The 23889-nt window shown below is 42.6% G+C and carries 24 protein-coding genes and 1 pseudogene; 11 read left to right on the forward strand and 14 right to left on the reverse strand.

Annotation, left to right across the window (positions count from 1 at the left end):
• The first annotated feature begins 173 nt into the window (after positions 1-173).
• Positions 174-938, forward strand: a complete 765-nt coding sequence (locus tag IM450_RS08260; RefSeq protein WP_287666090.1) for a metallophosphoesterase family protein — start codon at positions 174-176, stop codon at positions 936-938.
• Here IM450_RS08260 and IM450_RS08265 read toward each other — a convergent pair.
• From IM450_RS08265 to pgl, 3 genes are all read right to left on the reverse strand, one after another.
• A complete protein-coding gene (locus tag IM450_RS08265) occupies positions 857-2104 on the reverse strand; it encodes a site-2 protease family protein (RefSeq protein ID WP_002801965.1) in 1248 nt (415 codons plus the stop codon). The two genes, IM450_RS08260 and IM450_RS08265, sit on opposite strands and share 82 nt — an antisense overlap.
• A 142-nt stretch (positions 2105-2246) precedes the next feature.
• Positions 2247-2879, reverse strand: coding sequence for an FHA domain-containing protein (locus IM450_RS08270; protein WP_287666093.1), 633 nt, complete (start codon positions 2877-2879; stop codon positions 2247-2249).
• Between the two features lie 118 nt (positions 2880-2997).
• Positions 2998-3720: a 6-phosphogluconolactonase gene (pgl, locus tag IM450_RS08275; protein WP_002801967.1), complete on the reverse strand. Its 723-nt coding sequence runs from the start codon at positions 3718-3720 to the stop codon at positions 2998-3000.
• A 395-nt stretch (positions 3721-4115) separates the two neighbouring features.
• On the opposite strand from pgl, the gene IM450_RS08280 reads away from it, so the two are divergent.
• Together IM450_RS08280 and IM450_RS08285 are read left to right on the forward strand one after the other, a co-directional pair.
• Entirely contained in the window at positions 4116-4907 is a 792-nt protein-coding gene (locus IM450_RS08280) for an HpsJ family protein (protein WP_002801969.1), read from the forward strand.
• A gap of 735 nt (positions 4908-5642) precedes the next feature.
• Entirely contained in the window at positions 5643-6374 is a 732-nt protein-coding gene (locus IM450_RS08285) for a sugar transferase (RefSeq protein WP_002804603.1), read from the forward strand.
• 1013 nt (positions 6375-7387) lie between these two features.
• Here the strand turns inward: IM450_RS08285 and IM450_RS08290 are convergent.
• The 5 genes from IM450_RS08290 to IM450_RS08310 all read right to left on the reverse strand — a co-directional run bounded on the left by IM450_RS08290 (position 7388) and on the right by IM450_RS08310 (position 9445).
• On the reverse strand, positions 7388-7627 hold the full coding sequence (locus IM450_RS08290; RefSeq protein WP_002773190.1) for a DUF2442 domain-containing protein: 240 nt from the start codon (positions 7625-7627) through the stop codon (positions 7388-7390).
• Positions 7628-7800: 173 nt separating this feature from the next.
• Entirely contained in the window at positions 7801-8103 is a 303-nt protein-coding gene (locus IM450_RS08295; protein WP_002801972.1) for a hypothetical protein, read from the reverse strand.
• 288 nt (positions 8104-8391) lie between these two features.
• Entirely contained in the window at positions 8392-8799 is a 408-nt protein-coding gene (locus IM450_RS08300) for a ferredoxin (RefSeq protein ID WP_002734255.1), read from the reverse strand.
• A complete protein-coding gene (locus IM450_RS08305; RefSeq protein ID WP_002762644.1) occupies positions 8799-9185 on the reverse strand; it encodes a DUF1257 domain-containing protein in 387 nt (128 codons plus the stop codon). The genes IM450_RS08300 and IM450_RS08305 overlap by 1 nt, the downstream gene beginning before the upstream one ends.
• Positions 9186-9229: 44 nt before the next feature.
• Positions 9230-9445 (reverse strand): DUF2997 domain-containing protein, encoded by a 216-nt coding sequence (locus tag IM450_RS08310; protein WP_002752708.1) that lies wholly within the window; start codon positions 9443-9445, stop codon positions 9230-9232.
• A 310-nt stretch (positions 9446-9755) separates the two neighbouring features.
• On the opposite strand from IM450_RS08310, the gene bioU reads away from it, so the two are divergent.
• Positions 9756-10757 (forward strand): (S)-8-amino-7-oxononanoate synthase BioU, encoded by a 1002-nt coding sequence (bioU, locus tag IM450_RS08315; RefSeq protein ID WP_287666099.1) that lies wholly within the window; start codon positions 9756-9758, stop codon positions 10755-10757.
• Here bioU and IM450_RS08320 read toward each other — a convergent pair.
• Both IM450_RS08320 and IM450_RS08325 read right to left on the reverse strand, forming a co-directional pair.
• A complete protein-coding gene (locus IM450_RS08320; RefSeq protein WP_002801974.1) occupies positions 10754-11680 on the reverse strand; it encodes an RluA family pseudouridine synthase in 927 nt (308 codons plus the stop codon). The genes bioU and IM450_RS08320 overlap by 4 nt on opposite strands.
• A gap of 306 nt (positions 11681-11986) precedes the next feature.
• The gene (locus IM450_RS08325) at positions 11987-12328 is read right to left on the reverse strand and encodes a phage holin family protein (protein WP_002762655.1); all 342 of its coding nucleotides are present in this window, start codon (positions 12326-12328) and stop codon (positions 11987-11989) included.
• Between the two features lie 210 nt (positions 12329-12538).
• Here IM450_RS08325 and IM450_RS08330 point away from each other — a divergent pair, with 210 nt between their 5' ends.
• The 4 genes from IM450_RS08330 to IM450_RS08345 all read left to right on the forward strand — a co-directional run bounded on the left by IM450_RS08330 (position 12539) and on the right by IM450_RS08345 (position 18347).
• Complete coding sequence (locus tag IM450_RS08330; protein WP_002801976.1) at positions 12539-12928, forward strand: hypothetical protein; 390 nt, start codon at positions 12539-12541, stop codon at positions 12926-12928.
• A gap of 300 nt (positions 12929-13228) precedes the next feature.
• Complete coding sequence (locus IM450_RS08335) at positions 13229-13585, forward strand: iron-sulfur cluster assembly accessory protein (protein ID WP_002747572.1); 357 nt, start codon at positions 13229-13231, stop codon at positions 13583-13585.
• A 174-nt stretch (positions 13586-13759) separates the two neighbouring features.
• The gene (locus tag IM450_RS08340) at positions 13760-17752 is read left to right on the forward strand and encodes an Eco57I restriction-modification methylase domain-containing protein (protein ID WP_287666102.1); all 3993 of its coding nucleotides are present in this window, start codon (positions 13760-13762) and stop codon (positions 17750-17752) included.
• A gap of 253 nt (positions 17753-18005) precedes the next feature.
• Positions 18006-18347 carry a type II toxin-antitoxin system HicB family antitoxin gene (locus IM450_RS08345; RefSeq protein WP_002767352.1) on the forward strand — a complete coding sequence of 114 codons (342 nt, stop codon included), beginning with the start codon at positions 18006-18008 and terminating at the stop codon, positions 18345-18347.
• Between the two features lie 137 nt (positions 18348-18484).
• Here IM450_RS08345 and IM450_RS08350 read toward each other — a convergent pair whose 3' ends face one another.
• Positions 18485-19405 (reverse strand): LysR substrate-binding domain-containing protein, encoded by a 921-nt coding sequence (locus IM450_RS08350; protein ID WP_287688612.1) that lies wholly within the window; start codon positions 19403-19405, stop codon positions 18485-18487.
• A 146-nt stretch (positions 19406-19551) separates the two neighbouring features.
• Between IM450_RS08350 and IM450_RS08355 the strand changes: the two genes are divergently transcribed.
• Both IM450_RS08355 and IM450_RS08360 read left to right on the forward strand, forming a co-directional pair.
• Positions 19552-20235 (forward strand): cadmium resistance transporter, encoded by a 684-nt coding sequence (locus IM450_RS08355; RefSeq protein ID WP_002801979.1) that lies wholly within the window; start codon positions 19552-19554, stop codon positions 20233-20235.
• A 353-nt stretch (positions 20236-20588) separates the two neighbouring features.
• A complete protein-coding gene (locus IM450_RS08360; RefSeq protein ID WP_061432697.1) occupies positions 20589-21023 on the forward strand; it encodes a YidH family protein in 435 nt (144 codons plus the stop codon).
• 10 nt (positions 21024-21033) lie between these two features.
• Here the strand turns inward: IM450_RS08360 and IM450_RS08365 are convergent, their stop codons facing one another.
• Positions 21034-21831, reverse strand: a complete 798-nt coding sequence (locus IM450_RS08365; RefSeq protein WP_287666109.1) for a sulfite exporter TauE/SafE family protein — start codon at positions 21829-21831, stop codon at positions 21034-21036.
• Positions 21832-22116: 285 nt separating this feature from the next.
• Between IM450_RS08365 and IM450_RS08370 the strand changes: the two genes are divergently transcribed.
• The gene (locus tag IM450_RS08370) at positions 22117-23121 is read left to right on the forward strand and encodes a sulfate/molybdate ABC transporter ATP-binding protein (protein WP_287666111.1); all 1005 of its coding nucleotides are present in this window, start codon (positions 22117-22119) and stop codon (positions 23119-23121) included.
• Between the two features lie 109 nt (positions 23122-23230).
• Here IM450_RS08370 and IM450_RS08375 read toward each other — a convergent pair whose 3' ends face one another.
• On the reverse strand, positions 23231-23464 hold the full coding sequence (locus IM450_RS08375; RefSeq protein ID WP_002801989.1) for a hypothetical protein: 234 nt from the start codon (positions 23462-23464) through the stop codon (positions 23231-23233).
• Between the two features lie 17 nt (positions 23465-23481).
• A pseudogene (locus IM450_RS08380) lies at positions 23482-23715 on the reverse strand (helix-turn-helix domain-containing protein); the annotation flags it as partial.
• Positions 23716-23889 lie beyond the last annotated feature (174 nt).

The raw sequence follows: 23889 nt of genomic DNA on the forward strand, positions 1-23889 counted from the left end.
CCATTGGAGGGATCGGGGGTAAAATTCCTGGACTTTTTCCCTGAAAATTAGGTAACTGACCACCTCAAAATCGGTAAAACCCTACACCCTACACCCCACACCCCACACCCTGCCCCCACGAAAAACTTTTTGCCGCAAACCCTACCTATGCCCTAATCCCCTACCAAATCCTCATGCGAACCTTAGCGATCGGCGATATTCATGGTTGCTCGAAAGCTCTAGATCACTTGCTAGAGATCGTCAATCCCAAACCGCAAGATACTTTAATCACCCTCGGTGATTACGTTAATAAGGGCAGAGACTCGAAAGGGGTGATCGATCGCCTGATTTCCCTACACAAACAGGGAAATTTGATTCCCCTCAAGGGTAATCACGAGATTATCATGCTGCAAGCCCGTAACAACCCCCTCAAACAGCGTCTCTGGTTAGAAAAAGGCGGTAAAGCTACTCTAAAATCCTATAGCGAAGGCCAACTGATTAAAATTCCCGAATCTCACTGGGATTTTTTAGGAAAAGTCTGTATAAATAGCTACGAAACTGCAAATCATTTATTTGTTCACGCTGGTCTCGATCCCAATCTACCCCTAGCCAGACAACCAGAATACAAACTCTTTTGGGAGAAATTTCAATATCCCGCCGCCCATAGTTCGGGAAAAACCATGATTTGCGGCCATACCAGCCAAAAAAGCGGGAAACCGATTAATCTCGGCCATGCCATTTGTATTGATACTTGGGCCTACGGCCAAGGCTGGTTAAGTTGTTTAGATGTGGAAACGGGGAAATTGTGGCAGACTAACCAGCGAGGAAATTTTCGGATTAGCCATATTCAAGATTATTACCGTTCATCCTCTCTAGGTCAGGACATTAAGGACGGTTCGCCGATTTTTGGCGGTTCGCTTTTGTCGAGAGCGGCAGCAATGACATTCAAGGGCAAATAACTGGGATAAACTCCCTCGCGAGCGCGTTCAATATCCGTTTCCTCTAGGGGAATTTGGTATTTAATCGCAATTGCCTTGAGGATATCGCCGCGATCGATCACTCCGGCTACGGCGGAGGCTGGTGTTAACACCGTGATCATGCGGTCCGGGATGGTTTCCAATTTCTGCACCACCGTCACTAAGGGGGTTTTTTCCTCAACAGTGGCAATTTCCGCGAGGGGATGGGCAATATCAAGCAGGTGTTTTTCTGACCAGAAACTCCGCTCGATCGCCTGTAAATCTTCCACCCGAATTAATCCCCGATAACGTCCCTCGGAAGCGGCAAAATAAGCAGTATTGGCAGCCGCTCGGTCTAAAACGTATTCTTGGGCGAATTCCTGTAGGGTTTGATGGGCGTTTAAAACCCGCAAATTTCTGCTCATCACCTCTCCCGCTGTAAAATTGAGGAGACTTTCCTGTAAATTAGTCAAATTATCGTAGGCGCTGGCATTTCTGAGGATAAACCAGCCCATTAATCCTAACCAGGCACCCCCCACATCTGCCGTCAAGAGAACCAAGAAAATCCCTAAAATAATCCCCAACCAACCGATGAATTGACCACTGATCGCAGCCCAATGTAAACCCTTCCAGCGATCGCCGGTCGCTTGCCAGACCATTGCTTTTAAAATTTGACCCCCATCGAGGGGTAAACCGGGGATAAGATTAAATAGAGCCAAAAACAGGTTAATTATCGCTAAATGCCCGCATATATAAGTTAAATTGGCGTTTAAATAGGGTAAGTGACTGGCTAGGGATAAGAGACAAAACAGGAGAAAACTAACGACCGGTCCAGCGATCGCTACTTGCAGGGCCTCTGGAGGAGTCCGCGATTCTCGCTCGATCGAGGCCATACCCCCAAAAAGAAACAGGGTAATGGAATTGACCTCGATGCCTTGGCAACGAGCCACTAAACTATGACCTAATTCGTGGAGTAAAACCGAGATAAACAGCAATAAAGCCATGATTAAACCAAGTAACCACGCTAAACCGAAACTCTGGGCGGCCAGAGACTGAATTTCTGCATCGGTGGCATTGATCAGGGTGACAAAAGCCAGAATCAAAAACCACGAGGAATCAATATAGAGAGGAATGCCCAATAAAGAGCCGAGTCGCCAATTTGTACGCATAATTTTCAGTGGGGAAGTGGGAATTATGAATTATGAATTATGAATTATGAATTGGGGAGTGGGGAGTGGGAAGTGGGAAGTGGGGTAGTGGGGGAATTCAACTAAAACCCTAAAACCCTAAAACCCTAAAACCTGTCTCCTTTTAAGACATTTGCCAAATAAAAGTCATTTTGTCGCCTTTACCGAGGGAAATGCGATCGCCAGCCCGGAGACGATGACGATTGCCGGGGGGTAGGGGAGTGTGATTAACGTAGGTTCCGTTAGCGCTGCCGCTGTCTTCGAGGTAATAGATGCCCCCTTCGACGCGGATATCGGCATGAACCCGGGAGACGATATCAGAATCGGGAAAACCGGAAACATCGATATCGGGGGGAATGCGATCGTTAGGTTTGCCGACATGAATTACCGATAGATGTAGGGGTAATTCAATTTTGCTATCGGTTTGCAGGTGCTGCAGACTAGCTATTTCCGCCTGTAAGCGGGTGGCAGCCGGAACCGGTGGAGGAGCAACAGGAGGAGGTGCGATCGAGGCGACAGTGGGTGTCGAGACTGGTGAGACGGGTTCAGGTTCCGATTCCGATTCGGCCTCGGCTGCCACCATGGGGGCAGAATTAGGCTGTAAATTGTAGCCACACTGACCGCAAAAGGTGGCATCAGTTTGGATGGTTGCCCCACAACTAGGACAGGAAGACATCCTCGGTAAGGGGGTATAACAGGCCTCGCATTGACTGGCCTCATCGGGGTTAATATGTTCGCAATTAGGACAAACGATCATTTTTAAGGAAAAAGTAAAAAGGAAAAAGTAAAAAAGCAGATCAGGGGTTGGGTGTTAGGGTGTTAGGGTTTTGGGGTGTTAGGGTTTTAGTTGAAATTCCCCCAATTCCCCCTATTCTCTAGACAAACGAGGAACCGGCCGCCGCATCGAGTAACCAATATAATTCCCCGGCCGGGGGGTGGATGAGACGGGAAGGATAGGAGAAAGAGTCACCATAGGCAGAGAAAATCTCATGTAAAGCGGGGCGTTTACTTTCGCCGGCAGCGATAAAGATCACACAACGGGCCTGATTGATCAGGGGAACGGTAAAAGTTAAGCGGGGATTGCCGTCTTTCTCGCCGACGGTGATACAGCGATCGCTCACCGTTAAAGCTGCCGTGTGGGGAAAGAGAGAGGCGGTGTGACCATCATCGCCCATTCCCAATAAAATCAGGTCAAAAACGGGAAAATCGGGAGAATTGACCCCAAACCATTGGCGGAGATGATCATCGTATTTTTGGGCGGCCAGCTGGGGATCGGGGTCATCCGTGGGCATAGGATGAATATTAGCGGCCGGGATCGGTATGCGATCGAGCCATGCTAATCGGGCCATGCGTTGATTACTGTCAGGATGATCGGGACTAACGTAGCGTTCATCTCCCCAGAAAACGTGAATTTTTGACCAATCGAGGGGTTGAGAGGATAAGGCTTCGTAGAGAGGTTTCGGAGTACTACCGCCGGACAGAGCGATGGTAAAATAGTCCTGTTGGTCGAGGCTGGTTGTGATTTTTTCGAGAACCAGCGCCAGAGATTTTGCGATCAGAGCTTGTTTATCAGCTAAAACTTCCACCAATTTCTGCATGGGTTTTGTTATCAACTCAGGGGGCTGTCTTTACTATAGGCTAACCATTCAGGACTCATCTGAGAGCTTGGGAAAATTTTATTCTTTGAGAGTCTCTGTCTTAGGTAAGAGATCCGGGGGAAAACCTCGTCTGAGAGCTTGGGAAAATTTTATTCTTTGACAGGGATAGGTTTACCGATGCCATATTGAGGTAATATTTCTAGAGTCGATTCTCGAGGGGGGTTGACAAGCAAAACGATTTAACGTAGGGTTTAGCGGGGGGGGCTGAGCGAAAGTTAATTAGAAATTGCAGTTTGTCAGATTGCCTCTCGGCAAAATCCTTCCGCGAATCCCCAGCGAGAACTTTTAAACAGACTAATGAATCTATTCATTGACATACCATTACAGAAACAGCGATGAACAGCTTTACTTCTTTGTGCCTGAAATTAACGGGATTGGTTTTCATTCTTTCCTTCCTTTTGGATGGGTTTATCCTGCCGCTGCCCTATCAATTCAATCAATCCCAATGGCAGGTAGGGTTCGTCACCACCTTTGTTGATCGAGGAATTGTCCCTCTCCTCGGTATCATTCTCGTTTTAATCGCTTACTGGATTGACGCTAACAATAAAGATGTCATTCCTAGAAAATCCCGCTTTGAATTGCGTTGGCCGATCTTTATTTTTTCCACCCTGTTAGGTTTAGTTTTTCTGTTGATGATTCCCGTTCACATCAATAATATCAACCAGATTAAAAACAACGCTTTGACTCAAATTGAACAGGGTGTTGACCAGGGGGAGGGACAAATTCAAGCTTTCTTAGCCCAGGTAAATACTCTATCGCAAAATCCCCAACGATTAGACCAGGAGATCTCTCAGAGAACTCAAGTGATTGAAACTGGTCGTTTCCAAGGACAACCGATCAACACGGAACAGTTACAGACCCTCCGTCAACAAAGAGAGCAATTAACTAATTTACGCGATTTATCCAAAAGCCCGAAGGAATTTAAACAGAAATTAGATGAGATCAAAAATCAGCTACAAACTCAGCTGCAAGAGCGGCGAAAACAGGCAGAAAGCCAAGCCAACTTGGAGGCTTTGAAACAGTGGTTAAGAATTGGTATTCAAAGTATGTTGCTATCGATTTCCTATAGTTTGATCGGTTGGTTAGGCATTCGAGAACTAGGTAGTATGAAAAAACGCACCGCCTAAGTATGGGATTTATCTTAAATGATGAAGTATAAAGTTTTCGTTTTCGGGAGCCAGAATTCAGGACTGATGAGACGAGCGCACACAAGAGCATACTTCATCCTTAGGATCAAAGCTGTAACTACTTAAATATTCAGTCACCAAGAGCATCATTTGCTGATGCTCTTTTATTTTTTATTAAACCTCTTGCATAATTAATTTTTGGTGGTTCAAAAGCGTCCTATACTACTAAATCCTGTTTAAAAGGCATAGGAGAGCAGGGAAGCGGGAAGCAGGGGAGCGGGAATTATGAATTAGGAATTATGAATTAGGAAGTGGCAAGAATAAATAAAAGCGGTTCTTCGGTTTGTCTTATGCAACGTACAGGGTTATAAGGAATGAAACTCTTATAGAGAAAGACATTTGGCGATTTTTGTTAATTGTTTTCGATCTAGAGCGAACTAATCAATTAAATCTCTTGCCAGATAAAGATTTAGTCCATTTATGCCACCCTATCGAACCATACTAAGTAACGAAGAACCATAAAAGCAATCTCCTGACTCCTGAATACCGACTCCTGAATTCTAACTACTGACTCCTAACCCCAGCAACAAACTTTTTCAGTAAACCCTAATTAGAGATTTTTCAGTACAAAGGCTCTAAAATGACCAGTGCCAGTTATTAGCCCGAAGACTTGTTTTTTCAGTCTTGTGGCTTTATCATAGGTACTGTGTGGTGTGTGTGATGTGAAGGAGTAAGATGACTGCTAATAGCCAACTTATCTCCGTCAAGGCTCTACAAGCTTTGATGAAGCGAGGGTTCAAACCTTCGGTCTCTGGTAGACGGCATCAAAAATCTTGGTTAATAGCTTTAGACGGCGATACCTCAAAACGATTATTCGATATCGTTTTCTCCCTATCGGTTCTAATTTTCTTTTCGCCGCTTTATTTGATCTTAGCCTTATTGATCGCGATTAGTTCCCCCGGTCCGGTCTTCTATATGCAGAAGCGCGTCGGTCAAAACTTCCAGCATTTCAACTGTATCAAGTTCCGTACTATGGTAATGGACGCGGATAAGGTATTAGAGAGACTGATGGAAGACTCCCCCCAACTGCGAGCGGAATTCGAGGATAATTTCAAGCTTAAGGACGATCCCCGCATAACTTGGATTGGCAAGTTTCTCCGCTTAACCAGTTTAGACGAGTTTCCCCAATTCTTCAACGTCCTGCGGGGAGATATGAGCGTCGTCGGTCCGCGGCCTTTAGTTCCCGAAGAATTGCAGAAATATGGCAATCGCATCGACAAAGTTTTAACTATTCGCCCCGGTTTAACTGGTTTATGGCAAGTTTCTGGACGTAATGACATCCCCTATCCCATGCGGGTGCAGATGGATGTGTATTACGTTAATTCGCGCAACTGGTTAACCGATATATGGGTAATCTTTAGAACTATTGGTGTTGTGGTTTTTCCCAAAAATAACGGTGCTTACTAAGGCAGTCAATAGTAGTTAAAAATTACTACCTACTGTTCCAATCTAATTAATCGCTGGACTGGAGGAGAGAAAGGCAGAACTTGCTTTTTTCTCCTCTTTTTTTGAGAAGAAATATTATGATAGTAATTAGGGCTTGCTAAATAATGGTAGAACTCTTTTAAAATAAGACTTTTGACCTTTTAAGAGCCGATGTTCATGCTGCGAAAATAGATTGAGACCTTCAAAAACCTTGCATTATCCTTCTTGTAGTAGGCAAACTGGTAGAGAAAAGGAGAGCAACAAAGCCTTAAACTCCTGCCTTCTGCCTGACCCCATCCTAGGCCTTTTTGAACAAGCCCTACTTAGCTGTTATCTTAAGGGTGAGGTACGAAATTTCTGGTTTTAGGAAACACTGGAGCTAGAGGTGATGCTAAATCCCGTCATTTCGTCCACACCACAATTTGGGCATTTTGTCAAAAAAATTTTGACTTTGCAACAAAACTACACAAAAATTAGATCAACGTTGTTCGGGAAAAAAGGGAGAATTAGCGGAAGTGTTTGGTTTGGCTAAAAGGAAAAGTCTAGATTTAGCAATGGTTTCAAGGCAAGCTAGAACTTGAGAACTTCAAAAAAGCACAAAAAACTCCACCATAGCATAATGCGAAATTATACCAGAATCGCTGGAAGTATTGCCACCTCGTAAATAAATAGAAATTATTCTCAATAAATTCTTGAGTAAAAATAAATATTACTAATTGTAAATTTAAATATTTTTAAGTATTGAAGGTATTTGCATATAAAATACTTATCATTTTGCCCCGATTGCCTCTAACTTTTCCCTCCCCACAGCAATCACTGGGTAAATAGAAAATTTCTCATTCTTTCTCCTAGAGATGAAGTACAGACTAATCCTTACTCATCAAGTATTTTAGCAACAATAACTAACCTCATCTTTCTGAGAAAGGCTGTAGCGAAAGAAAATCTGATCAGTGGGAGCGTTACTTTTGTTGTTGGGTTTCCTCGATCGAACTGTTCTAGGTTTGGGAAATGGAGTCAAGATAGAGAGTATCCGGACAGATATCTTGTTCGTTCGGCCAAGTTACCGTACCATCTAAAATTTTTACTTGATTAAAATACTGCTTGTTTTTAAGTTCTTGAAAGATGCCAAAATCGAGCAGTGGTGAACAATCATAAATTTTCTTTTCTTCATTAGTAAAGATGAGTTGTAATTGATAGTTGGGCAAAGGGATAACTTCTTTAACTCTAGGATTCATGATTTATCTCAGTGGTTCAATCTTATACAGTTGTTGTCTTGAAATCGAAGGACTATTGCTCGGAAATAGCCTCGATCGAATAAAATTCTTTCATCGACAATCGTGAAAGAGTTCACAATCGAACTCTCAGATAATTTCCGTTTAACCTTGCGAATATAATCGGCTATCTCCATCTAATTTGATCGTAAACTTATCTCTTTTCTAGCTGCCAATAGCATTTCATAATAAACATTCCACTCGAAATAATCCATAGCGTCCCCTAGCTCACCGGAACGAAATCTAGGATAGAATTCTTCCGAACTCATGCGATATTGATTTTCGTATTGCTTGATACGGGTTTCTAAATCCAAAATTTGAGCGTTAATCTGCAAATTTTCCCGTTGTTCGCTCTCAATTTTTCGATTCAGTAACTCTCTTTCTTCCTCGGAGAGAGAGAGAATTATTCGCGCGAGAGAATCAATCAGTTGGATATTCATTAGACCTCGACCTAATATTATCTCAAGACTAAAAGTCTTTTTAGTTAAGGAATCTATCCGAATAAAAATTATTTTAATTGCCTCATATTTTTTCAGTAAAATTGAATTAGCAACGATAGATATACATTCCAGCCATCGAACTGCTTAGTTAGTATATAAACTAAAAGCAAGCTGTGACTGGGTTATAATTTTTGGAGATGTCTATTTAAGAACTGTAGCAGATTCGATCGAGAACCGCTGCCTTGACTTCTAGGAAATAATGGGTGGATGAGGCTGTACCTATCCACCCTAGATATCTAAATCTGCGGGGCTAAATTTCTTGTGAATCTGAGGAAAACCTAACTGTTTAATCACTTGATGTTTGCGTTCTTCCTCAAGGAATTGCAAATTATTATAATTAACCCAGTGAATACAGTTAACCGGACAAGTCTCGATCGCTTCTTGAATAATTTCTTCTTCGTCACCGTCCTGATTATAGACGCGAGAGCGACCGTATTCGCCTTCAATAAAAAAGGTATTGGGGGCAACGTGGGCGCAGTGTTTACAACCGATACAAGTGACCTCATCGACGTAAACCGCTTTCTGGCGCAGTAAACCACCCAATTCCGGTTCAAAACCAGTGCGATCGGGGGAATCTCTCAGGAATCCCCCTAACTCTGGTTCAAAACCAGAGCGTTCGGGAGAAAAATCAGCCATTAGGCGCTCCAACGTTGTACCACTAGACGAATAGAACCATCAGTATTTTTTTCCTGTGCTGCCACCTGAAAACCCTGTTTAGCAGTTTCTGCCAGAATGGTGTGGTAGGCATAACCTTGATTTACTTTTCTTAAAAATCCTTCTACGGTTAGGGGTTGTTGCCAGTATTGCAAATCGGCAACCAACTCGTACTCGTTACCATTCCAGCGAAAACCGATATCGTAATTGTTATCTTGCTCGATTACCACCTCTGCGGTTAAAGTTTGACCTTGATAACCTTTGACGGGGTGGGAACCCTCTTTCCATTCCATCCCCATATCGCTGAGGGCGGCTTTTAGGTAGGATAGATCGCGGATTTTGGTTTTGATATTGCTAAAGTGTGACATGGTTTTTCAGTGGCTTAAATAAAGGGATTGGGAAAGATGAAAAATTACCAGTCGCTAAAAGTGGCTGCGTTGCTGACTTTCTCTGACTGGCTGACGGTTTGATGGTAATAATCCGAGGTTTTCTCTTGAGACATCAGCTGCCCGAGTTGTGCCTCGATCGCCGCCGTCACCTCTTGACAAGATGAACCGACTATGCCTGTCACCTTTTCCATGACGCGACCATCGGGATAGATGATAAACTCTAGGCTTTCCATGCTCATAGGTCTTCTCGGCGTGATCTGGGGTTTGCAAAGCTCCCTATCGTTTTAATTTACGATAGTTTGCTAATCGTAGCAATCTGGTTAAAATTTTAGCAAAACTTTATATTATCTCGGCCAACCACTTTCATTTTTTGTAAGTTTCGCGTAACTTTTCTTCATCGTCAAGGGCGAACCTGTCCCCGGAGGGCATAATTTAACAAAAGTACACAAAAAAGACGACCTGAAGCGATAAATTGAAAATAAAGGAGATGCAACGGCGAACCACGACCGCCGAGATCATAGAATTTTGTCTATAGGAATCAGAACAAATATGAATAAACAAATAGCCAGCGATCGCCTTCGGATCGGTGTTTTAGGTTTTGGTGGTTTGGGACAGGCTGCCGCTAGAATTCTCGCCCCCAAACAGGAAATGCTTTGGACTGCCGCCGCCGATAAAGCCGGTTTTGCATACCACAAAGATGGTCTAGATGTCAATACCTGTAACAAAATTTATCATGACCGGGGTTCGATCGGTTATCTGGAAAATTACGGCAGTCTCAGCGAGAACAGTATCGAGGAATTAATCAAAACTGCCGACGTAGAAGGCTATTTTCTCGCCTTACCGAATTTACCTAACAATTTCATGGCCGATATCGCTAAAACTTTCATTCGCTTAGGTTGGCGCGGAGTTTTAGTCGATGCTCTCAAACGTACCAGCGCCATGGAACAAATATTAGCACTACAAGCAGACCTAGAAGCCGCCGGCATCACCTACATGACCGGCTGCGGTGCTACCCCCGGACTGTTAACTGCGGCCGCTGCCCTAGCTGCCCAGAGTTATGCAGAGATTCATAGCGTTAAAATTACCTTCGGCGTGGGAATTGCCAACTGGGAGGCTTATCGTGCCACTATTCGCGAAGATATCGCCCATTTACCCAGTTACAACCCAGAAACGGCCCACCGGATGAGTGATGCGGAAGTGGAAATGCTGTTAAATAAAACCAATGGCATTCTCAGCCTCGAAAATATGGAACACGCAGACGATATTATGCTGGAATTAGCCGGAATTTGTGGACGCGATCGGGTTTCCGTCGGGGGTGTGGTGGATACGCGCAACCCGAAAAAGCCCTTAAGTACCAATGTTAAAGTCACGGGGCGGACTTTTGAAGGCAAAATTTCCACCCATACCTTCACTTTAGGTGATGAAACCAGTATGGCGGCTAATGTCTGCGGGCCAGCTTTCGGTTATCTGAAAGCGGGGGTTTCCCTGCATCGTCGCGGTATCTACGGATTATGGACAGCAGCAGAGATTATGCCGCAATTTGTGCGCTAGGGGTTTCTCTGCCGTAAAATAGCTAAAACTTTCGGGAAAATAGCGGGTAAGGGAGCGATCGCTTCTAGGCTCTCTCCCGTGACCGGATGTATTAAGATTAAACGATGGGCGTGGAGTAACTGCCCGGGTAGATTAATCCCGATGGAACGACCGGAACTATAAAGGGGATCCCCAAGAATCGGATGACCGATATGGCTGCTATGAACGCGAATTTGATGAGTTCTGCCAGTTTCTAGGCGAAATTCCATTAAGGTGTAGTTGCCTAGTCTTTCCTTGACTTGCCAGTGGGTGACGGCATTTCTACCGCCTTTTTCCACGGCAATAATAGCCATCTTTTGGCGATCGCTGCGGTGACGACCGATGGGCAGATCAATTGTACCTGTTTCGCTTTTGGGGACACCATGGACGAGGGCCATGTATTCCCGACGGGCAGTTTTGGTTTTTAATTGTGCCTGTAGGTGTTGATGGGCCTGGTCGGTTTTGGCAATAACGATCGCACCCGTGGTATCCTTATCTAAGCGGTGGACTATGCCGGGGCGTTGAATTCCACCGATTCCGGCTAAATTCGGGCAGTGATGCAGTAAAGCGTTGACCAAGGTTCCCGATTCGTGGCCGGGGGCCGGATGAACCACTAAATCGGCAGGTTTATTGATGATAATCAGATATTCGTCTTCGTAAAGAATATCAAGCTCGATCGCCTCGGCGGTTAATTCGAGGGGTTGACTGTCGGGAATGGTAATCTTTAAGTGATCACCTTGACCAACTTTAGTATTTTTATTAGTGCAAATTTGACCGTTTAACTGTATGTATCCCTGTTCTATCAATTTTTGCAGCCTAGATCTCGATAAATCGGGCAATTGTGACCCCATCCAAGCATCTAAACGTTCTTTTTTTCCCGCAACTTCTAAGTTTAATTGGTTCATCGATTTTTAGTGATCAGGGTGTAGGGTGGGGGGGAATCAAGAAAAACTGACTGGAGATTAGTTAATCTACTTAGCTCAACAATTCCATTTATTTTAACAGTAATTGAACTTGCTCTGGCTGCTTGAGATGGAAATCTTGGGATTAAATTTTCCTGATTTTTAACGACAAAAGCCACAGCAAATCAGTAGAGATTTACTCATCCTCAAAAAAAATAGAGAGACGTTGATTATAGCAACGTCTCTCGATCAGAAATTAATCAATCAGAGTAAGCCAAGCTGTTTTAAACAACCGAATTATTGCCCACTTTAGTCAACGAAAATGCCATTTAAAACTCCTGAAATGATCGAAACCACGATCGAACCGAATAAAGCGGCAAAAAATGATTTTACCTCAAAGCCACGGATAAAATAGGAGGCTAAAGAAAAGGAAATGGCATTGACCACAAAAATAAATAACCCTAGGGTCAAAATAGTTAAAGGCAGGGTAAAAAGAATCAACAGGGGTCTAATAATAGCATTAATTAAACCCAAAGCGACAGCAGCTATCAAAGCCACGGTAAAATCTTTAATTTCTATACCTGGTACTATTCGCGCTGTAATCAATAAAGAGACGGCGGTAATCAACCAACGGAGGAAAAAAGATAACATAAGCCCATCCATCTAAGATAGTTCATCCTCATCTATTTTAATCGCCATCGCCCCTTAAAGAGACGGAAGTTTTCAGGAGATGACAACGAAAACCGAGAGTGACTGCTGCTTCTACTCGAAAACCAGAGAGGGAACATAGTATCGGTTATACTGACAATAAAAAGGAAAATTTGATCAGACTATCACCCCCGGAAAGAGGCAGCACTAAAGATGATATCTAGAAAAAATTTTAGCCAGAGCCAGCAAGTAGAAATCGGTAAAACGAGAATTATTCAGGGAGCAACTGGCACTCTAATGCTAATGAGTCTGCTTTCTCTCCTCTTAGCGCCACCCAGTTTAGCATCTCCTGAGCCACCTAATTCAGTCATCGCGGCTGCCCGTCAAGATTTGAGTCGGAAAACCAAGATATCGGTTAATCGCTTGCAAATTCAAGCAGCACAACCACAAACTTGGCCCGATGGTTGTTTAGGATTAGCTAAACCGGGAGAATTTTGTACTCAAGCACTGGTGCAAGGATGGCGAATTATTCTGACTGATAACCAAAAAACTTGGGTTTATCGCACCGATAGCAGCGGCGCTAATCTCCGCTTAGAAAAGTGAATTTCTTTGGATATTTTCTGGCTGCTTTTTCGGCATCCCCAAGGCAGCGCTGTCCTGTCCGTTGGGTGATGAAAATCGGCTGAGAATGGCTCTAGGGTTTGTTTCAAGAATCTAGTCGTCTCTGGCAACCCTATTTAATTAATAATCCCAGTTTTTTGCTTTTTTTGCCCTATAACTCCTGCGAGACTGGGAAAAGTAAACAGTAATCCAGTCATCAGCCCTCAACTATCGTTAAGATGGATAGGAGAAGGTAAAGTTTTATATGTCCCCTTCAACTGCGTTTAGGAGTTCCTGCTAAAGATGACACAAGCTACTCAGATTCAAGGAAAAGGAATTTTACTCAGTGAGGCTGCCCTCAAACACCTTACCATGCTCAAAGAGCAACAGGGCAAGGATTTATGTCTGCGCGTGGGTGTGCGTCAGGGTGGTTGTTCGGGAATGTCCTATATGATGGATTTTGAGCATCCTAGCAATATTGGCCCCCAAGATGAGGTTTTCGATTACGATGGCTTCAAAATTGTCTCTGATAAAAAAAGTCTGCTCTATCTCTATGGTCTCATGTTAGATTACAGCAACGCGATGATCGGCGGCGGTTTCCAATTCACTAATCCCAACGCCAGTCAAACCTGTGGCTGTGGTAAGTCTTTTGGCGTTTAATTATTTCTCTGGGGTGATACCTTTCACCCCCACCTCCCAGAGGCGATTTTTTTTGGCCAAAACCCTTGACAAAATCGGAGACTTGACATATACTTTTTGTATAATGGGAATCCGTGCCTGCCTGCGAACCCTTCATTTTTAGGCTAGATACCCTCAATGTTAGGATAATCGGCCATGTCAGGACAAACGGGCAATAAACCACTTTTTTCTCAACACTATCTTGAGCATCGGCTGCCGGATTCTGGGGAATGGCAAGAGGATGTATCCGTGGCATTTGGCCGCTTAGAGAGTCTTTATCAACAAAAAAAGGCGATTTTGCCGACTCTTAACGAAGCGCAAACGGAAGCAGAATTAATACAACCGATTCTAGAAATTCTCGGTTTTAGTTATATACCGCAAGTAAGCAGTAGGGGAAAAGGAAGGTCAGAAAGGCCAGATTATGCCCTATTTGCCACAGAAAATGACCGTTATCAAGCCTATGCTCTCCAGAATAATGAAAGAGCCTTTTATAGTCAAGTTTTAGCGATCGCTGAGGCCAAATACTGGCAACGTTCTCTTAGTGACGTTTCTAAGAATGATCAGCGAGATATCTGGAAAAATAGTAATCCTTCCTTTCAGATCACCAATTATCTCACGGGGACGGGAGTAGATTGGGGTATTCTCACTAATGGTCGAGAATGGCGCTTATATTATCGTCAAGCGTCCTCCACAGCCACGGAATTTTATCTAGTGGACTTGATGGAACTATTAGAAGGGGGAGACCGGCAAAAATTTCGGTATTTCTGGTTATTTTTCCGTCAAGAGGCTTTTATTAAGGATATTCACGGTCAGAATTTCCTTGAACGGGTCCGGGAGGGGAGTACCACCTATGCCACCAGAGTGGGTAACGAGTTAAAAGAGTTAGTCTTCGATCGCATTTTTCCCGATATTTCTCAAGGTTTTGTATCATTAAATACAGACATACAGCCAGATTTATTGTATGAGGCGAGTTTATCCCTGCTGTATAAATTATTATTTCTGCTCTACGCAGAAGCGCGGGACTTGCTGCCGGTGAGGGGAGACTATCGCGATTACAGCTTATTGCAAAAGACGCGAGAAATTGCCGTTAAAATCGATCGTCAGCAGGTCTTTAGTGGCACCTCGACGGGAATATACGATACTCTCCTCAGTTTATTTCGCATTGTCGATCGAGGGGATGCTAATTTAGCCGTACCTCGTTACAACGGGGGTTTATTTGACATGGAAGAAGGCCGGGTGAATTGTTTTCTCGGTCAATATAAGTTATCCGATGCGGTTTTAGCGCCCATCCTAGACAAGTTAGCACGTTTTGAGGGACAGCCGATCGACTATAGTTTTTTAGGTGTGCGACAGTTAGGATCAATTTACGAAGGATTACTGGAATATCGCATCGTGATTGAGGGGGAATCGGTGCATCTGGAAAATGATCGGGGAGAAAGAAAAGCCACCGGTTCCTATTACACTCCCGATTACATTGTTAAATATATTGTCAGTCATACCCTCAAACCAATTTTAGAGCAAAGAGCGCGACAGTTCGGGGATGTGATGACAGAAATCGCCACCCGAAGACAAGAAAGCAGCGATAGACGTTTAGGAAATCTCAGTCAGCAGGGATTAGAAAAAGAGCTACAACGCTTAGAAAAAAAAGCGATCACCACCTTACTTGATCTTAAACTCTGTGACCCCGCCATGGGAAGCGGACATTTTTTAGTAGAAGCAGTGGACTATCTCACCGATGAGTTAATCCAGATTCTCAATCTTTATCCCGAAAATAATCCCGTTTTAACCATGTTGGAAACCACCCGACAAAACATTATCGACAATCTCCGACAACAGGGAATTATTCTCGATTCTCCCACCCTTGAACCCACGCAATTATTACAGAGAGTGGTGATGAAGCGCTGTATTTATGGGGTGGATATCAATCCGATGGCTGTAGAATTGGCCAAAGTTAGTCTCTGGTTACATTCTTTCACAGTGGGCGCACCTTTGAGTTTTTTGGATCATCATTTGCGTTGTGGGAACTCTCTGATCGGAACTACCGCCAAGGACGCAGAAGCCGCTATGATTGAGGAAGAAAGTGGTCAATTAACTCTTTTAACTGGCCCTTTTGTCGGGTTACTTCGGGCCGCGGAAATTATGCGGGGAATTAGTACCCTCAGCGATGCGACTTTTGCCGAAGTGGAAGCAAGCGAACAGTTATTCCGTGATTTTGATAGTCAAGCTAAACCCTACAAGCGTTTATTAGATGTTTTCCTTTCTCGCTTTTTTGGGGTTAAAACTGCTATCGAGTTTCTGCAGCGCTACGGTGGCAATATATCGGCAATTAATTGGGATAAGTTACCCCGTTCAGATCAAGGAATTTTAGACCAAGCAGCTAGTTTATATAAAAGTAAGCGCTTTTTTCATTGGGATCTGGAATTTCCTGAAGTTTTTATCGATCTTGATTCCGCTTCTTGGAAGGATAACCCCGGTTTTGATGCAGTAATTGGTAATCCTCCTTATGTTCGACAAGAAGGATTAAAAGATATTAAACCCTTTCTAAAAGAAAATTATCAATCTTTTCATGGAGTTGCCGATTTATACGTTTATTTTGTCGAAATGGGGTTACTATCCTTACAGCAAGGAGGTCACTTGGGTTTGATTATATCAAATAAATTTATGCGTGCTAATTATGGAACGAAATTAAGACAATTTCTAACCCAGCAAACAACTATAAAAGAAATTATCGATTTTGGAGAATTGCCTGTTTTTTCGGAAGCGGCAACTTTTCCATCTATTCTACTGATTGAAAATAATATTGTAGGTCAACAAAATGTTTTAGTATCAAAGATTAAGTCTCTCAAATTCAATAGTTTAATTGATGTGATTAATGATCTGTCATATTATGTATGTGAAAATAGCTTGTCTGTGGAAGGTTGGTCGTTAGCTAAAAATCAGATTGCTACAATTGTCGAAAAATTACAAAAAAAAGCTGTTTTTCTGAGTGAATATGTAAACAATCAGATTTATCGTGGAATAATAACAGGATGTAACGAAGCATTTGTGATTGACAAAAATATCAAAGAATATTTAGTAAAAACCGACCCAAACAATCAACAATTTATCAAGTCTTTAATAGTAGGAGATGATTTAAGGAAATATGAAATCAAGAATCGGGACTTATATTTATTATTGATTCCCTGGGGATGGACAAAACAAAAAATAGATACAGATCAGGAAAAATTAGCTTGGAATTATCTTTCTTCATTATACCCTTCTCTTACTAAACATCTTGAGGGTTTTGCAGAAAAAGCTAGAAAACGATGTGATCAAGGACAGTTTTGGTGGGAATTAAGACCTTGCACTTATTACGATATTTTTGAAAAACCTAAAATTATATATCCAGATATTGCTAAAGAATCGCGCTTTACTTTAGATAATAATGGCTTTTACTCAATTAATACTACCTATTTAATTCCTAGCCAAAGTTATTATTTACTAGCTCTTTTAAATTCCAGCTTAATTTTCTTTTATATGTCTCAAAACAGTGCTGTATTGGGGGATACAGAGAAGCAAGGTAGATTAAGATTTTTTGGTCAATACATGGAGAACATCCCCATCCGAAAAATATCTTTTAACACCAAAAGCGATCGCCGTCAACAGAGTTTAGAGAAACTTATCAAAAGTTATCAAGAAAAGCAAGAAATATTAAAAGAAATCGAGGAACATATTAGGAGAGAAGAAACCGATATAGTCCATGATATTCTGGCCTACTTAGCAGAACAGATGATCGAGATAAATCGGGAAAAACAAAAAGAAATCAAAAGCTTTTTAAGATATTTAGAGAGAATAATCGGTAGTGCGATCGATAATTTAACCAACAAATCAAAAATCCAAAACTATCTCGGTGACTACCAAAAAAGCGAACCTCATCTTAGCTGCGATCAACTGTGGGAGATACTGAAAAAGAACAAAAAGAAAATTACCGTTAACTTGCTAGATCGTCAAATACAGGAAACCCTAGAAAAAGAATATCAAACCAGTCTAGATAAACTTTTACCCCTAAAACAACAATTAAGCGCCACCGATGAATTAATCGATATAATTGTTTATAAACTCTATGGATTAAGCGAGGAAGAAATTAAAATTATTGAAGGGAGAGAGTGAAAAAAGAATCAGCATTACAAGTAAAGGGTTCAAACCAATCCTATTAATAGATTAAATAATACCGTGGAGAGTCTTCCTTTTTCTAAAAATACTGATATAATACGAAAAAAAGTTACTGAACCTTACTCAATGAACAAAAAGCAACAGCGAGTTCTGAATGCAATTCAGACAAGGATATACGCCTCTTTTTAGAAAATGCTAATATCATTTAATTGCCTCAATTATTGATTATTTATTGAGAGAAACAAAAACTATGTACACCACAACTTATAAAGGATATACAGGTAAATTTGAAATTGACTTTGACGATAATCTGATCTCTGGAATCGTCATTGACATTAAAGATGTGATTACTTTTCACGGCAAAACTATTGAAGAAGCTGTACAGTGTTTTCATGAATCTGTTGATGACTATCTAGAATTTTGCCAAGAATTAGGAGAAGAACCCGATCAACCTTTTTCAGGAAAGCTACCTTATCAAACAACCCCCGAAATTCATCGTAAAATCTATTTAGCAGCAACTAAAAAAGGTAAAAGTATCAATGCTTGGATGGATGAGGTTCTTTCTCAGAAAGCCCAAGAACTTGTCGGCTAAAAATATTATAGATGACAATTTTTGAGAGTTAAAAGGAGAGATTTATATTACCTCGTTCCCCATCTCTTTTGCCAAAAATAATTTCCCCTACATATCTTTATTTTTGCTCTAGTTAATTTTCGGTGATTGCTATCAGATTACAACATCTGCTCGAAAACTTGACAGACCCGGGGTTGAAAGCGCTGACGGTGTTTTATTTTTAAAAAAGGGCGCATAAATTCGAGATAACGAGGGTATGAACTGGAAGTATCGATGACTCGAATCGATCGCAATGTGCCTAATTCTAATTCCTTTTGAACCATTAATTCGGAAATGCCGGCCGCTGCCAAACTATTCTCGATGATTGCTTTCACCATTTCCCCCGTATTTAACAGCAAAGTCACCTTTAATGTGCGTAAATCGATGCCCCAATTCTGTAAAGCTTCCTCGAATCTTTGTTGAGTTCCCGATCCTGATTCTCGCATTACCCAAGGGGTTTCCACTAATTCGGGTAATTCGATCGCTTCTCTTTTATACCAGGGATGAGAACGTCCGACAATGATTAATAAGCGATCGCTGCCGACGATCTCCTGTTCTAAACAATGTGTTAAATCACTCTTGACTTCTCCCTCGATTAATGCTAGGTCAAAACGTCCGTTAGCCGTACCCAGACAGATTTCTTCCGTATTAGCTAGGGTGCAGTTGATCTTAATTGCTGGATAGCGCTCCTGAAAATCGCTAATTTTTGCCGGCAGCCAATAGTTACCAATAGTCAAACTCGATCCTAATTGTAGTTCTCCCCGTTGCAAGTCGTTGAATTCCGCCAATCCCCTTTCTGTCAAAGTTACCTGGGTGAGAATGCGTTGCGCTTCTAATTGCAATAAACGTCCTGTTTCCGTGATCTCGATGTGACGACCGACGCGATGGAATAATTTCACCCCGTATTCATTTTCTAGGGAGGCAATGGCGGCACTGACGGCCGGTTGGGTGATATATAAAGCTTCTGCTGCTTTGGTGAAGTGGAGATGTTCGGCAGTCGCTAGAAAGATTTCCAGTTGATCTAGGGTCATTCTGGCCATGGCAATGGGTTTTCCGTCTCTATTGGTCTTTCCATCATTTTAATTTATTAAATCAACAAGAAAGAATATTTGATTTTATTAATGGCTCTTTCTAGAGTAGAAGTAGGGCGATCGAGATCAGAAGAGCCGATTAAGAAAAAAATCCTATGACCACCATGATTACTGCCATATCCACAGCAATAGCGGCCTTTATTGCCACTAATCTCGATGACATCCTGATTTTGACGATTCTTTTTACCCAGGTCAATAAACTTTTTCGCCGTCGTCATATCGTTATCGGTCAGTATTTAGGCTTTATCCTGCTGATTTTGGCGAGTTTAACTGGCTTTTTCGGGAGTTTCTTGATTCCGGCTCAGTGGATTCGTTTTCTCGGTCTGTTACCCGTGATTTTCGGGATTCGGAGTCTCTGGCAGCGAGAAGAAACCGAGACGGATAATAATGTGGAGGTCGCTGTAGAATCAGCACCTTATTTTCCCTTGGCGGCCTGGTTTTCCCCTCAAACCGGCGCTGTGGCGGCAATTACCATCGCCAATGGCAGTGATAATATAGGGATTTATCTGCCTCTGTTTGCTAGTAATACTTGGCAAAATTTAGTCACTATCGTCAGCGTTTTTCTGATCTTGGTGGGTGTTTGGTGTTTTACTGCTCATCAGTTAACCCAATTACCGGCGATCGCTAATTTAATTACCAGTCACGGCAGCCACTTTGTCCCCTGTGTGTTGATCGGTTTGGGTGTGTTTATAATCAAGGAAAGTCTTCCCCTCGCTTTCTTGGCCCTATCCTTAAGCTATGGATGGGCGCTTTTCCAGCAACAAGCAGAATCTATTTAGGGTTTGCGGCAAAAAGTTTTTCGGTGGGGGCAGGGTGTAGGGTGTAGGGTGTAGGGTGTAGGGTTTTAGCGATTTTGAGGGGGTCAATTACCTAATTTTCAGGGAAAAAGTACCTGCATTTTCCCCCCGATCACTCCCCAATCTGGTACTTTTTGGTTGACAAAAAGTCTAAAAGTCTTACCCAACAAGGTTTTTAGATTTATTGAGCAAACTCTATTTGATTTTTGATTCAATACAAATACATCTAAAAATATATTTTAGATTTTTTCCATACCATCTATAACTCAAGTGCCATAGAATAACATCATCTTATCAAGCGGTCAACTTGAAACCGACCCCTAGCCATCTCGATCATGTTATTTTTTCTCAAATCGCCAGTGACGGAAAGCAAGACCAGCATTACACCGAAAAAAGTCAATCCCAATCGAGTCCGCGATCATCTGGCCAATGAACGCACCTATCTGTCTTGGATGCGAACAGCGATCGCATTAATGGGTTTTGGTATGGTTATCCTGCGTTTACGGGCCTTTCATCCTCCTCTGGTTCCCCGGCCCGGTTATGGTTGGAAATTAGGCTTAATGTTTGCTTTAGTGGGTTTATTGACCGTATTTTTGACCACAGCCCATTATTTTACAGTCAGACGAGATATAGATGAAGATACCTATGAACCAGCCGATCGATGGGTGGTACTATTTAGTTTAGCGATCGTTATTCTCGGTGCGGGAATTATCTATTTTGTCGCCACCAGTCCCGATCTGTTGATGGGTAGTATGATGACTTTCGAGTGAACTATGGGGGTTAGGTGGGTTGGAGTAAGCGCCAACTGACCGTGACTAGAATAGTATAAAGCAGTATTTTTAGGGCATTTTTGGGGAAATATTCCGATAATCTTGCTCCCACTACCACCCCCGGTATTCCACCCAACCAGATAGGAAGTACCAGATTCCAATCTACCGTTCCTAATCCCAGATGACCAATGGAAGTACAGGTTAAGAGGATGGACGCTTGCGATAGATCTGTGCCGACTAATTTGCGAGAATCAAGGTGAAAAAAGGTCATCAAGACCAATGCAAATAAGGAACCACTGGAAATACTGGTTAAACCGACCAAATAGCCTAAAACTGCCCCTAATATCGTTGTTTTTATCTGACCGGAGCGAGTGGTTAAATCTAATTTTGGCCAGGACCAAGGGGACAAATCGGGAAAAAATAAGGAGATTAGTAGTTCTAGGGCCGCTAGGACAGTCACGATCATCAAGACAAGACCGATGATAGGAGGCAACCATTGATCGAGATTGAGGGAGCTATTCTGCTGAAAATAGCGAAAACCGACTAATCCTAACAGAGAACCGGGTACACTGCCAATTACTAGCCATTTTACCACTTCTAACTCGATCGTTTGCTGTTGCCAGTGACGAACGGTGCCGACCACTTTCATCAATCCGGCCGCTACCACATCGGAACCCACTGCGGTGGTAGCGGGAACCTGAAATACAAAGATCAATAGGGGTGTAATCAAGGATGAACCGCCAATTCCCGTTAATCCCACGATAATTCCGATAAAAAAGCTAAATATTGTCAATAAAGAATAGTCCATTTTTGCCTCAGTCGTCTCTTTTCTCCGGTGTGTTTCTGGTAGTTAAGGGACAAAATTAGTTAATTAAGCCTTTAGAACCGACTAAAAGAGTAAAAAAGAGTAATAGTAAGCTTTTATCGCTGTTTAATCTTTTTAGTCTCGGTTTATAACCAGTAATCTCCCGAATCGAAACTTAATTTTTTCGCTATATTGTAAAATGTAATTGTATTTTAATACGATTGAGATTGAATTGTAGTTAAAATACGGTCAAACCCTATACATTTTTTTGCCAGAGGATTAGCTACCGTGAGTATCATCATCGAGCAAGTATCGAAAAAATTCGGCACCTTTACCGCTTTAGACCACATCAACCTAGAGATCAAATCGAATCGTCTGGTGGCACTGCTGGGGCCGTCCGGTTCGGGAAAAACCACCCTCCTGAGAGCGATCGCAGGATTAGAACCCCCCGACACAGGCAAAATTATCATCAACGGCAAAGACACAACCCATTTAAATGTCAGAAAAAGGAATATTGGCTTTGTTTTTCAGCATTATGCGCTTTTTAAACACCTGACGGTGCGTCAGAATATCGCTTTCGGTTTAAATATCCGCAAAGCTACCCCCGACTACATTCAAAAACGAGTGGACAGTCTCTTGAGTTTAATTCAATTGCAGGGATTAGGCGATCGCTATCCGGCCCAACTATCCGGGGGTCAACGTCAACGGGTTGCCCTGGCCCGGGCCTTAGCGGTAGAACCGGAAGTATTATTATTAGATGAGCCTTTTGGGGCCTTGGATGCCAAAGTTAGAAAAGAGCTGCGGGTTTGGTTGCGACAGTTACACGAGGAAGTCCATGTCACCAGTGTTTTTGTCACCCACGACCAAGAGGAAGCCATGGAAGTGGCCGACGAGATCGTAATTTTCAATGAGGGTAAAATCGAACAGGTGGGGACTCCCGATCAGGTGTACGATCATCCTGCCTCTGCTTTTGTGATGAGTTTTATCGGCCGGGTGAATGTTTTACCACCGACCTCGGCTGCACTGTTCGAGCAGCTTGGGGGGGGTACTAACGGAGTCAAGATTTTTATTCGTCCCCACGACCTGGAAATTCTCTCTTCTCCCAATGGGTCTAGTATTGCGGCAAAAGTCGAGCGCATTATCCATCTGGGTTGGGCCATCGATGTGGAATTAATTCTACCCGATCGCTCTCTCCTGATTGCCCATCTGAATCGAGAACAACTGGATCAATTGCATCTCAAGGTCGGGGAACAAGTTTATGTTCGTCCTCGGGATGCTCGCGTTTTTGCCTAAAAGTCAGCCTTATTGTTAGTGCCTGACGAAGGTCCCAATAGGTGTAGAGTCATGAATGCACAAGGCTGCTACTAGCTTCGCATCATGTCCCTACACACCCCTAGGAGTCTTATGCAAATAATACTAAATCCGTTGAGTATAGGCTACATATCAGGAGAGGCAATAAATAATCAGTTTTTAATAACTGGATTTCGTATAAATTAAAAGCTACCAACTCCAGGCCACAAAAGGTTTCTATCCAGCGATCAAAGTTTTGCTGATCCGCTAAACTTTTGATTGATGATACCAGTTTAGTTTTGATACCTTGACATTTAATCGGGGGAACAATGACGGTTGTTTTCATTAACAACTAATAAAGAATTAAATGAATACACTGGGGGAAACATTGAAAGTCTCTCCTAAAATTTTCCCTTGAGCTTTACTAATTGATCGCTTGCCTTTAACAATTTCTGAAACCACACCCTTAGAACCAATTTTACCAACTAAATCAGCTTGTTTCATGTTGTTAGCTGACATTAAGTGTAATAATACTTCCCTCGGTGAAGCTGGTTCGGGTTGAGGTTGTTTGGCATCAAAATCCTTAATAATTGTAGCTGGTTATAATTAAATTAAAAATGGATTTTAGGTTCGATCCCCCCTTAGTCCCCCCTTGATAAGGGGGGTGCCGATCCCCCCTTAGTCCCCCCTTGATAAGGGGGGTGCCGATCCCCCCTTAGTCCCCCCTTGATAAGGGGGGTGCCGATCCCCCCTTAGTCCCCCCTTGATAAG

Source organism: Microcystis sp. M083S1, assembly GCF_020246405.1.
In the GTDB taxonomy this organism is placed as follows: domain Bacteria; phylum Cyanobacteriota; class Cyanobacteriia; order Cyanobacteriales; family Microcystaceae; genus Microcystis; species Microcystis aeruginosa_C.

Excerpts from the sequence above, each read along its gene's own strand:
- IM450_RS08260 (WP_287666090.1), top strand. The coding sequence starts at position 174 with ATGCGAACCTTAGCGATCGGCGATATTCATGGTTGCTCGAAAGCTCTA.
- IM450_RS08265 (WP_002801965.1), bottom strand. The coding sequence starts at position 2,104 with ATGCGTACAAATTGGCGACTCGGCTCTTTATTGGGCATTCCTCTCTAT.
- IM450_RS08270 (WP_287666093.1), bottom strand. The coding sequence starts at position 2,879 with ATGATCGTTTGTCCTAATTGCGAACATATTAACCCCGATGAGGCCAGT.
- pgl (WP_002801967.1), bottom strand. The coding sequence starts at position 3,720 with ATGCAGAAATTGGTGGAAGTTTTAGCTGATAAACAAGCTCTGATCGCA.
- IM450_RS08280 (WP_002801969.1), top strand. The coding sequence starts at position 4,116 with ATGAACAGCTTTACTTCTTTGTGCCTGAAATTAACGGGATTGGTTTTC.
- IM450_RS08285 (WP_002804603.1), top strand. The coding sequence starts at position 5,643 with ATGACTGCTAATAGCCAACTTATCTCCGTCAAGGCTCTACAAGCTTTG.
- IM450_RS08290 (WP_002773190.1), bottom strand. The coding sequence starts at position 7,627 with ATGAATCCTAGAGTTAAAGAAGTTATCCCTTTGCCCAACTATCAATTA.
- IM450_RS08295 (WP_002801972.1), bottom strand. The coding sequence starts at position 8,103 with ATGAATATCCAACTGATTGATTCTCTCGCGCGAATAATTCTCTCTCTC.
- IM450_RS08300 (WP_002734255.1), bottom strand. The coding sequence starts at position 8,799 with ATGGCTGATTTTTCTCCCGAACGCTCTGGTTTTGAACCAGAGTTAGGG.
- IM450_RS08305 (WP_002762644.1), bottom strand. The coding sequence starts at position 9,185 with ATGTCACACTTTAGCAATATCAAAACCAAAATCCGCGATCTATCCTAC.
- IM450_RS08310 (WP_002752708.1), bottom strand. The coding sequence starts at position 9,445 with ATGAGCATGGAAAGCCTAGAGTTTATCATCTATCCCGATGGTCGCGTC.
- bioU (WP_287666099.1), top strand. The coding sequence starts at position 9,756 with ATGAATAAACAAATAGCCAGCGATCGCCTTCGGATCGGTGTTTTAGGT.
- IM450_RS08320 (WP_002801974.1), bottom strand. The coding sequence starts at position 11,680 with ATGAACCAATTAAACTTAGAAGTTGCGGGAAAAAAAGAACGTTTAGAT.
- IM450_RS08325 (WP_002762655.1), bottom strand. The coding sequence starts at position 12,328 with ATGTTATCTTTTTTCCTCCGTTGGTTGATTACCGCCGTCTCTTTATTG.
- IM450_RS08330 (WP_002801976.1), top strand. The coding sequence starts at position 12,539 with ATGATATCTAGAAAAAATTTTAGCCAGAGCCAGCAAGTAGAAATCGGT.
- IM450_RS08335 (WP_002747572.1), top strand. The coding sequence starts at position 13,229 with ATGACACAAGCTACTCAGATTCAAGGAAAAGGAATTTTACTCAGTGAG.
- IM450_RS08340 (WP_287666102.1), top strand. The coding sequence starts at position 13,760 with ATGTCAGGACAAACGGGCAATAAACCACTTTTTTCTCAACACTATCTT.
- IM450_RS08345 (WP_002767352.1), top strand. The coding sequence starts at position 18,006 with ATGTACACCACAACTTATAAAGGATATACAGGTAAATTTGAAATTGAC.
- IM450_RS08350 (WP_287688612.1), bottom strand. The coding sequence starts at position 19,405 with ATGGCCAGAATGACCCTAGATCAACTGGAAATCTTTCTAGCGACTGCC.
- IM450_RS08355 (WP_002801979.1), top strand. The coding sequence starts at position 19,552 with ATGACCACCATGATTACTGCCATATCCACAGCAATAGCGGCCTTTATT.
- IM450_RS08360 (WP_061432697.1), top strand. The coding sequence starts at position 20,589 with ATGTTATTTTTTCTCAAATCGCCAGTGACGGAAAGCAAGACCAGCATT.
- IM450_RS08365 (WP_287666109.1), bottom strand. The coding sequence starts at position 21,831 with ATGGACTATTCTTTATTGACAATATTTAGCTTTTTTATCGGAATTATC.
- IM450_RS08375 (WP_002801989.1), bottom strand. The coding sequence starts at position 23,464 with ATGAAAACAACCGTCATTGTTCCCCCGATTAAATGTCAAGGTATCAAA.